Here is an 858-nt window from a genome sequence, read left to right as displayed (position 1 = left end):
CTGAGCGGTATTCACATTCAGCACTAACGTATTAACAAAAAAGCCAATCAGCGGCTCCAGCTCGGCCTGCATACGGTTGGCCACCGGTGTACCAATGACAATCTCCTGCGCATTGCTGTGTCTTGACAACAACAAAGACAAAGCGCCATGCAATAACATGAACGGCGTCAGCCCCTGTGCCTTCGCAAGGGCCGTCAGCCCCTGTGCCACGTCTTTGCTCAACGTACTTTTAACACAGGCGCCCTGATGTTGTTTGATGTCCGGGCGCGGATAATCCAGCGGCAAGCTGTGCACCGGTGGCACATCAGCCAGTTGCTGCTGCCAGTAATCCAGCTGCTGCTCAAGCATCGTGTCACTGAGATAGTCCCGCTGCCACTGGGCATAATCGGCATACTGGATGGCTAAGGGAGCCAGCGGGTTGCGCTGCTCCTGGCTGTAAGCCTGATAAAGCTGCACAAACTCTTTAACCAGCACCTGCATCGACCAGCCGTCGGAGGCAATGTGGTGCATATTGAACAGCAACACCCCCTCATCATCTGCCGTCTGAATATAACCGGCACGTATCATCACATCGCGGGTCAGGTCGAATGGCTGTGTAAACTGCTCCGTCATCGCCAGGGCGATGGCTTGTTGCTGCTGTGCTGCGTCGTGCATCCGCACATCATCAACACTTAGGGTAAAGTGCGCTTGCTGACGGATCAGCTGCTCTGCCCCCTGCTCACCATCGCGATAAACGGTTTTAAGCACTTCGTGACGGTCAATGATGGTTTGCAACACGGCTTCGACCACCTGCAAGTCCAGCGTGCCACTGACATCAAAGGCGGCCGGCATATTATACTGCGCCGAGCCCTTGTGCAG

Annotated in this window: 1 protein-coding gene; it reads right to left on the bottom strand. The window is 55.1% G+C overall.

Annotated features, from left to right (window positions below):
* Positions 1-858 (bottom strand): condensation domain-containing protein (locus tag C3B51_RS21960; RefSeq protein WP_240701953.1); only part of this gene is annotated, 858 nt, incomplete at both ends.

The organism is Pseudoalteromonas rubra (assembly GCF_004212645.1).
Taxonomy (GTDB): Bacteria; Pseudomonadota; Gammaproteobacteria; order Enterobacterales; family Alteromonadaceae; genus Pseudoalteromonas; species Pseudoalteromonas rubra_G.
Note: the sequence above shows the minus strand (reverse complement) of the source record. Positions and strands in the feature narration are given on the sequence as shown.